Below are 7,907 nucleotides of genomic sequence, written 5' to 3' on the forward strand. Positions count from 1 at the left end.
AACGGCGATTCTAGGCCGTGGCGGCTGGTCAGCCGTCGGGCTTGGTCAGCCGTTGATGACCTGGGGCACCCCGAGCGCTTTGAGTCCGTCCACGCCGAATTCCAGGCCGTAACCGGACTGCTTGGAGCCGCCGAACGGAACCATCGGGTGCACTCCGCCGTGGCCGTTGATCCAGACGGTGCCGGTCTCGAGGCGCGCCGCGACTTCGCGGGCCTTGTCGAGGTCGGCCGACCACACGGAGCCGCCGAGCCCGACGTCAACGCTGTTCGCCTCCCGGATCACCGCGTCAAGGTCGGTGTAACGGATGATCGGCAGCGCCGGCCCGAACTGCTCCTCGATGACGAGCGGATTGGCGCCGTCGATGTCGGCGATGAGGGTGGTCGGGTAGAAGTAGCCGGGCTGGTCGAGGTCGGGGTTTCCGCCGATGAGCACGCGGGCGCCGGACTCTTTCGCCGACTCGACCAGACGGGACACGATGTCGAACTGCGCCTGGTTCTGCAGCGGGCCGAGGACGTTCTTCTCGTCGAGCCCGTTGCCCATCGGCATGGCCGCGGCGACAGCGGTGAGCTCCTCGCAGACCGCGTCGTAGACGTCGTCGTGCACGTAGAGGCGCTTGAGCGCGGCACAGGTCTGACCGGTGTTGATGAAGGCGCCCCAGAACAGGTTCTGGGCGATGGCCTTCGGGTCGACGTCGGGCAGCACGATGCCGGCGTCGTTGCCGCCGAGCTCCAGGGTGAGGCGCTTGATCGTGTCGGCGGAGCTGCGGATGATCGCCTTGCCGGTTGCGGTCGAGCCGGTGAACATCACCTTGCCGATGTCGGGGTGGGTCGACAGTCGCGCGCCGATCTCGCGGTCGCCCGATACCACGCTCAGCAGGCCGGCCGGCAGCACCTGGTTCATCACCGCGACGAGGGCGAGCACGCTGAGCGGGGTATATTCGGAGGGCTTGACCACGACGGCGTTGCCCATCCGCAGCGCCGGAGCGATCTGCCAGACCGCGATCATCATGGGCCAGTTCCAGGGGCCGATCGCGCCGACGACGCCGATCGGGCGGTAGTGCACCTCGGCGTGAACCTGGCCGTCATCGACGACGACCTCGGCCTCGAGCGGCGTCGCCGCGGTGGCGCGCAGCCAGGCGGATGACGCGCCGACCTCGAAGCGGGCGTTCGGCCCGTTCAGCGGCTTGCCCTGTTCCCGGGAGAGCAGCTCGGCGAGCGGCTCTGCCGCGGCGTCGATGGCATCGGCAACGCGGTTCAGCACCTCGCTGCGGGCCGCGTGACCCAGGGCAGCCCAGGCAGGCTGAGCCGCACCGGCGGCGGTGACCGCGCGGTCGAGGTCCTCGGCGGTGTCCACGGGGGCCAGGCCCACCACCGCACCCGTTGCGGGATCGAAAATTTCTCTCGTCGGTCCCGATGCCGGCGTGATCGTCGCAAGGAGATTGTCGTAGGTGTCCATGGGTCCTCCACTTTGAGTCCGTTAGTTCTCTGAACCTATCCAGCGGATGCCGGGCCCGTTTGTTCCAGCGCGCAGTGCGGTTGTTGCCGGGCGCAGGACCGGCATCCGCTTGCCGTGCGCAGTGAGAGCGGCATCCGTGTGCCGTGCGCCGCCGCGCGGTGGCGGCGACCCCGGGGCCGCTAGGCTTCCCGGCATGGGCAACGACGCACACCCGCCGGTCGGCATCGAGCGGAGCATTCAGCGCAGCAGCCCGCTCACCCGGAAGCTGCTCGCGCCCAACCCCGGACCGATGACCCTCGACGGCACCAACAGCTACCTCATCGCCGCGCCCCGTTCCGCCTCGGCTGTGGTGGTCGACCCCGGACCGCTCGACGACGCCCACCTGGCTGCGCTCGCGGCAACGGGTTCGGTTGCCCTGGTGCTGATCACGCATCGCCATGCGGACCACAGCGCGGCGAGCGCACGGTTCGCTCGGCTCACCGGTGCGCCGGTGCGGGCCCTCGACCCGGCGTTCTGTGTCCGTGCCGGACCGCTGACCGACGGAGAGGTGATCGAGGCCGGGGGAACGCGCATCCGTGTCATCGCCACGCCGGGGCACACCGCGGATTCGGCGTGTTTCCAGTTGCCCGATGATGGACCGCACGGGTCGGTGCTCACCGGGGACACGATCCTCGGGCGGGGAACGACGATCATCGCTCCCGACGGCACGCTCGAGGGTTACCTGCGTTCGCTCACCGCCCTGCGGGCGCTCGGGCCCGCCACGGTGCTCCCCGCCCACGGGCCGGTGCTGCCGAACCTCGAGGCGGTCTGCGACGCCTATCTCGCGCACCGCCACCAGCGCCTGGCCGAGGTTCGCCGTGCTCTGGCCGAGCTGGGGCCCGACGCGACGGTCGCGCTGGTCACCGATCGCGTCTACGCCCACACGGATGCTGCCGTCCGCTTCGCCGCCGAGGCCTCGGTTCACGCGCAGCTGGCCTACCTTCGCGGCGCGGAGCCGGTGCCGGTGCCGGTGCCCGCGCTGGTGCCCGCGCCGCCGCTGGTGCCCGAACCGGACCAGTGAAGGTTCCCGGCGCCTCCGGACCGCCCCCGCCCCGGCCGCGCTCCCGGGGGCCCCAGTCCCTCCCGACGGGGAACGAATTCGACGGAGATCTTGCTCTAAACAGCCTGTTTTGGGCCAAAACAGCCCGATTTCGGCAAAATCTCCGTCGAATTGGTTAGTCAGTGAGCTGGTTCGTGGGACCTCGCCGCACCGGGGCAATGCGGGCTCCTCACGCCCGGCGCCGGATTACCGCGGCCGGCCGCGAGGCGCGGCGCCGACCGGCCCCCGCACCCGGCCCGCGTCTCGCACCGAGTTCGACAGTTCCGGTCGAGTTCGACCGGCTCAAGTGTCCGGCTCGACCGGAACGGTCGAACTCGGCGTGACTCATCGCAGAAAGACAGCGTCGACGATCTCCGGGGTACCCTCGGCTCTCACCCGCGCGCAGGCGCGGAACCGACTACATTGAGAGCCATTCGGTGAGATGAAGGGGAGCGACGTGACTCGGCCCAACGGTGTTGGTGTCCATTCCGTCGCGCAGACCGCCGAACCGCCCGCGCGGCGATTCTTGTGGCGTCAACGCCGGGCGGACGCGCTTGAAGGTCTGGCCTGGTTCTCGATGGCCGTGGTGCTGGCTCTCTTCCTGTCCGACGGGGGCTGGACATACTTCACGAATATCCGGGACGTCACCACGGGAATAGGGATAGTGGCCGGCCTGGTCGGAAGCAATCTCCTGCTCGTCATGCTCCTGCTGGCCGCCCGGTTGCCGGTCATCGACGGGGCGATCGGCTACGACCGTGCCCTCGCGGCCCATCGACGGCTCGGCAAACCTGTGCTGTATCTGATTCTCGCCCACATGGTTCTGCTGCTCATCAGCTACGGCCTCGCGCTGGGGCGCAACCCCGTGGCCGAGGCAATCGCCATGATCACGTCCATGCCGGACATGCCGCAGGCCTTCATCGCCCTCGTCCTCTTCGTGCTCGTTGTCGTGACCTCCCTCGTGATCGTGCGGCACAAGCTGCCGTACCTGGCCTGGTACCTGGTGCATCTCCTGGTCTATGCCGCCGTGCTGCTCGCGCTCCCCATCAGTTCGGTCAGGGCGAGCTTTTCGCGGTCGGAACGTGGGCGCGCTGGTACTGGCTGTCCCTGTATGTCGGCACCCTGGCCGCCGTGGCAGTGTTCCGGTTCCTGATCCCCCTCGTTCGCAACCTGCACCACCGGCTGCGGGTGTCAGAGGTGCGCGCCGAGGCTTCCGGCGTAGCGTCCATCGTGATGACGGGTCACGACCTGGACCGGTTGGCCGCGCACGGCGTTCAGTTCTTCAGCTGGCGGTTCTGGTCGCCCGGGCTTCGCCTGGAGGCGCATCCGTATTCACTGTCGGCGGCTCCCGACGGCCGAAGCCTGCGGATCACCGTGCGCAATCTGGGCAACGGGAGTCACCGCCTTCTCGGCGTGCAGCCGGGAACCCGGGTCTTCTTCGAGGGACCGTACGGCCTGTTCACCGCCTCGGCCCGCACCACCGGCAGGGCGGTGCTGATCGGCGGGGGAATTGGAATCACCCCGATCCGAGCCCTCCTGGAGGACATCGACACGCCAGCCGGGGCGCTCACCGTGATCCTTCGCGGCGACGACCCTGAACACGTGTACCTGAGGCGGGAGGTCGAAGAGATCTGTGGCCGTGTCGGCGCCCGCCTCGAGGTGCTCGTGGGTTTGCCACCCCACGAAGGTCATACCTGGCTGCCGTCGGCCGTGTTCGCTGCGGGCCAGACTATTTCGACTCTCGCGCCCGACATCCCCGATGTCGACCTCTTCGTCTGTGGCCCGAAGCCGTGGGCCGAACTCGTGATCCGCGATGCGCGCGAGGCCGGTATTCCCGCACACCGCATCCATGCCGAACGGTTCGACTGGTGATGCGACGCTTGAGCACCGCCATCGTCGGGGTGGGCTCCGTCGCCGTGCTGGTCGTGGGCTGGCTGGCAGGTTCGAACAGGTTCACGGATGACGTACCCGTCGCCCCCTCGACGCGGCTCCCGACCACGACACCAACCTCGCCCCCATCGGATTCCGGGCCGAGTGCGGTTCCGTCGCCCACCGAGGCGGTGCCGCTTGCCACGGCCTACGACGGCCAGCTGATCGAGACCAAGTACGGAACGGTGCAGGTGCGGGTCGTCTTCACGGACGGTGTGATCACGGATGTCGTCGCCCTGAAACTCACCGACACGAGTGAGACCTCGGTGGAGATCAGTGCACGGGCGGCGCCGATCCTGCGGGAGGAGGTGCTGGCGGCGCAGTCGGCTGCCGTGAGCAACGTCAGCGGGGCGACCTACACGTCCCAGGGCTATCTCGGTTCGGTGCAATCGGCGCTCGATGCCGCGGGATTCACGGGATAGCCGGGGCAACCCGATGGGCGTGCACACGTTCGAGACCATGGGCACCGTGGTCAGCATCCGTCTGGCAACGGATGCCGGTGCCAGCGCCGGCGCCCTGGCCGATGTCCACCGGGTTTTCGACGACCTCGACCAACGGTTCAGCCTCTACGCCCCGGAGTCGGAACTGTCGCTGATCGTCGCAGGCGTGCTGCCGCTCTCCCACGCCGGCCCGGAAATGCGCGGCGCCTACACGGATGCCCTGGGCTGGCGGGAGCGCACAAACGGGGCCTTCACCCCGCACCGGCCAGACGGCGTGCTCGATCTATCGGGCCTGATCAAGGGTGTCGCGGTGGAGCAGGCCGGCCTGGTCCTCGAGCGCCACGGACACCGGGTCTTCTCCATCAACGCGGGTGGCGACATCCTGACCGGAGGCGTGCCCGCGGAAGGCACCTGGATCACCGGGATCACCGATGCGGCCGACCGGACCAGGCTGCTGACCAGCGTGGGCCTCACTCCCGACTGGCCGGCCGCGGCGACGTCGGGTTCGGCCGAACGCGGCAACCACATCTGGCGGCGACCAGACACCGACCGATCCTTCCTCCAGGCCACCGTCATCGCCGGGGACATCGTGACCGCGGATGTCCTGGCCACAGCGATCATCGCGGGCGGACGGCCGACGCTGGATCACGTCACCGACAGATTCCGCATCGCCGTGCTCGTGCAACTCGCCGACGGCGCCCTGCTGGCGAACCCGGCCTTCCGCGCGCTCATCGCCCGCGATCCCGACGGCACCCCCAGCAGCATTCCCACAGCATCGGCGGCTGGTTCGTCAACGCAGTCATGAGGGCTCAGGCGATCGACCCGCCTCCCGCTGATCACTCCGCATGACCTCCGGCGCTCGGCGGCCAATCTCGCCATTAACGCCGACGCGAACGTGAGAGCCAACGTCCGCGATAGGAAGTCCTGCGCACGGAGCCGCGACCTGCTCGGAGGCAGTATGCTCAGTGGGCTTCGTGCCGGTCCCGTCTTTGGCGGCGAGATTCGATTGATTCTTCTTTGATTTAAGTGCAAGACTTGCAGAACTATCAAAGGACCGATCAATGAACGACGAGATATCTGCCGCACTCCGGGCAATTCATTCAGGCTCGGCTGTCGCCGACAAGCGCGAAAGTGTAACGCTCGACTTCAAACGTCAAGACAATTCAATCTCGGACACCAGCAACAACATTGCGGACGCCGTGGTCTGCTTCGCTAATGCCGGAGGGGGATCGGTGATTCTGGGGGTTCGTGATCGCATCGAGGGCCCAGATGCAATTGAAGGCACGAGTCTCGACGCATTGGCTTTGCGCAAAAGGATTCGTGAGGTCACCGCACCGAGTCTCGATGCAGTTGTTGCTGAGTTTGAATTTGAGGGCAAACGTCTCCTGGAGATTACCGTTCAGGAAGGTCTCGATGTGTATGTTTCACGCGGCAAGGTTCCGTCCCGGAGATTCAATGACGAATGCATCCCGATGACGACTGCCGAGATTAGCCGCCTCCACCAAGAGCGTCAGGGAGGCGATTGGAGCGCCCAAGACACAGGGCGCCCAGTTCAGGACATCGACCCGGACGCCATACTGAGAGTGAAAGCGCTGCTGCGTCAGCTTCCAGATGAGACTCGCAGAGCGATCGCGGATGCCGACACTGAGTTCATCCTCGCCACTTTGGGATTAATCACCAGCAATGGCACCCTCACTCGCACCGCTTCGATACTCCTTTGTCACAGCGACACGAACCCGACGGTGGAGGTTCTCGTGTATCAGCATCGGGAAAACATGGGAGGAGAAGTCAATGCCGGGCGACGCTGGACAGGCCCGCTACTCACGGCGCTAGTCGATGTCCTAGGAGTCATCGAAGCGCGCGTACAGACGACACCGATCAACCTCGCTTCGGGCCAACAAATTCAGATTCAGGACTACCCACTCGAGGCGGTTCGTGAGGCAGTCGCAAATGCAGTGATGCACGGCGACCATCGGCTTAATCGACCGATCACAATCGAGCATTCCGACCAATCGCTGGAAGTCCGCTCGCCGGGGCCCCTCGTCTCCGGTGTGACGCCGTCCAACATCCTCACACACCCCACGAAACCCCGCTTCCCATTGCTGGCTGACACGATGAGAGGGCTCGGGTTGGCCGAGAAGTGGGGCCAGGGTGTCGACCGCATGTATCGGGAAATGATTCGGAGCGGCAAGAAAGCACCAACGATCGAAGTCTTTGACGGCGATGACCCTGAGACATCGGTTACTTTCAGCGGCGGCAGCCCCAACGCACGTGTCGCGAAATTCTTCTCCACGCTTCCGCCCGGCGTGCAGAACGACACCAACGCACTGGTCGTCGTCTCGATGCTCACCGCCAAGCGCACTGTGACTGCGTTGGAAGTCGCCCCAATGATTCAAAGGGATATCGGCGTGACACAAGCAGAGCTTCAACGTTTGGCGAACGGCGAGGCAGAGCTCATCGAGCCGACGCCACGCACCGTCACCAGAAGCAACCCCGACTACCGGCTGCGAGCGAGTGCGTTGGCAGGGCTCGGATCCGCGCTCGGCTACCAGCCGCGGGGACGAAGCGACCGTGATCAGAAGATCATCGCCCATCTTCACGAGTACGGTTCCATCAACAACGCCACGATCCAGCGCATGTTCGATCTCGACGTCTTTAACGCGCGAAACGTGATTCAGGATCTCGTCGGCCGTGAGATCCTCGTCCGCACAACGAAGGCGAAGAGCGGAACTGCAGTCCGCTATGGACCAGGCGCGAAGTTCCCGGCCCGAGTTAAAGGTCGGAAGAATACGGGTCTTTCTCGGGAGCCGGCGACCCAGCTGGACCTGGAAATAGGCGAGGATTAGGTCACGAAATATTCAATAACCCAACAGATACATCGTGTCTCGACATTCCGCGAAAAGGGCCGCAGCCCTCTCTGTCAACCTTGGACAAGGCACCGGGATCGTCCCGAATAGTGTTGTAGAGGGCGGGGAAGGAGTTCCCCTTGACGAACGCAGTGATGACAG

General features: G+C 66.1%; 7 protein-coding genes. 6 read left to right on the forward strand and 1 reads right to left on the reverse strand.

Annotation, left to right across the window (positions count from 1 at the left end; genetic code table 11):
- Positions 1–45: 45 nt before the first annotated feature.
- On the reverse strand, positions 46–1,455 hold the full coding sequence (locus E3T42_RS14525; protein WP_134366819.1) for an aldehyde dehydrogenase family protein: 1,410 nt from the start codon (positions 1,453–1,455) through the stop codon (positions 46–48).
- 193 nt (positions 1,456–1,648) lie between these two features.
- Here E3T42_RS14525 and E3T42_RS14530 point away from each other — a divergent pair, with 193 nt between their 5' ends.
- The 6 genes from E3T42_RS14530 to E3T42_RS14555 all read left to right on the forward strand — a co-directional run bounded on the left by E3T42_RS14530 (position 1,649) and on the right by E3T42_RS14555 (position 7,745).
- Positions 1,649–2,515 carry an MBL fold metallo-hydrolase gene (locus tag E3T42_RS14530; protein WP_134403226.1) on the forward strand — a complete coding sequence of 289 codons (867 nt, stop codon included), beginning with the start codon at positions 1,649–1,651 and terminating at the stop codon, positions 2,513–2,515.
- A gap of 475 nt (positions 2,516–2,990) precedes the next feature.
- A complete protein-coding gene (locus tag E3T42_RS14535) occupies positions 2,991–3,683 on the forward strand; it encodes a ferric reductase-like transmembrane domain-containing protein (protein WP_166805338.1) in 693 nt (230 codons plus the stop codon).
- On the forward strand, positions 3,662–4,402 hold the full coding sequence (locus E3T42_RS14540; protein WP_134366822.1) for a hypothetical protein: 741 nt from the start codon (positions 3,662–3,664) through the stop codon (positions 4,400–4,402). The genes E3T42_RS14535 and E3T42_RS14540 overlap by 22 nt, the downstream gene beginning before the upstream one ends.
- Positions 4,402–4,881 (forward strand): FMN-binding protein, encoded by a 480-nt coding sequence (locus E3T42_RS14545; protein WP_134366853.1) that lies wholly within the window; start codon positions 4,402–4,404, stop codon positions 4,879–4,881. Before E3T42_RS14540 ends, E3T42_RS14545 begins: the two co-directional genes overlap by 1 nt.
- 13 nt (positions 4,882–4,894) lie before the next feature.
- Positions 4,895–5,704, forward strand: coding sequence for an FAD:protein FMN transferase (locus E3T42_RS14550; protein WP_241976192.1), 810 nt, complete (start codon positions 4,895–4,897; stop codon positions 5,702–5,704).
- 256 nt (positions 5,705–5,960) lie between these two features.
- Positions 5,961–7,745, forward strand: coding sequence for an ATP-binding protein (locus E3T42_RS14555; protein ID WP_134366823.1), 1,785 nt, complete (start codon positions 5,961–5,963; stop codon positions 7,743–7,745).
- Positions 7,746–7,907 lie beyond the last annotated feature (162 nt).

Origin of the sequence: Cryobacterium sp. TMT4-10 (assembly GCF_004403275.1) — a bacterium.
In the GTDB taxonomy this organism is placed as follows: Bacteria; Actinomycetota; Actinomycetes; order Actinomycetales; family Microbacteriaceae; genus Cryobacterium; species Cryobacterium shii.

What these genes read in the sequence shown, in the direction of transcription:
- E3T42_RS14550 (WP_241976192.1), top strand. Translation starts at nt 4,895, where the DNA reads ATGGGCGTGCACACGTTCGAGACCATGGGCACCGTGGTCAGCATCCGT.
- E3T42_RS14545 (WP_134366853.1), top strand. Translation starts at nt 4,402, where the DNA reads ATGCGACGCTTGAGCACCGCCATCGTCGGGGTGGGCTCCGTCGCCGTG.
- E3T42_RS14525 (WP_134366819.1), bottom strand. Translation starts at nt 1,455, where the DNA reads ATGGACACCTACGACAATCTCCTTGCGACGATCACGCCGGCATCGGGA.
- E3T42_RS14555 (WP_134366823.1), top strand. Translation starts at nt 5,961, where the DNA reads ATGAACGACGAGATATCTGCCGCACTCCGGGCAATTCATTCAGGCTCG.
- E3T42_RS14530 (WP_134403226.1), top strand. Translation starts at nt 1,649, where the DNA reads ATGGGCAACGACGCACACCCGCCGGTCGGCATCGAGCGGAGCATTCAG.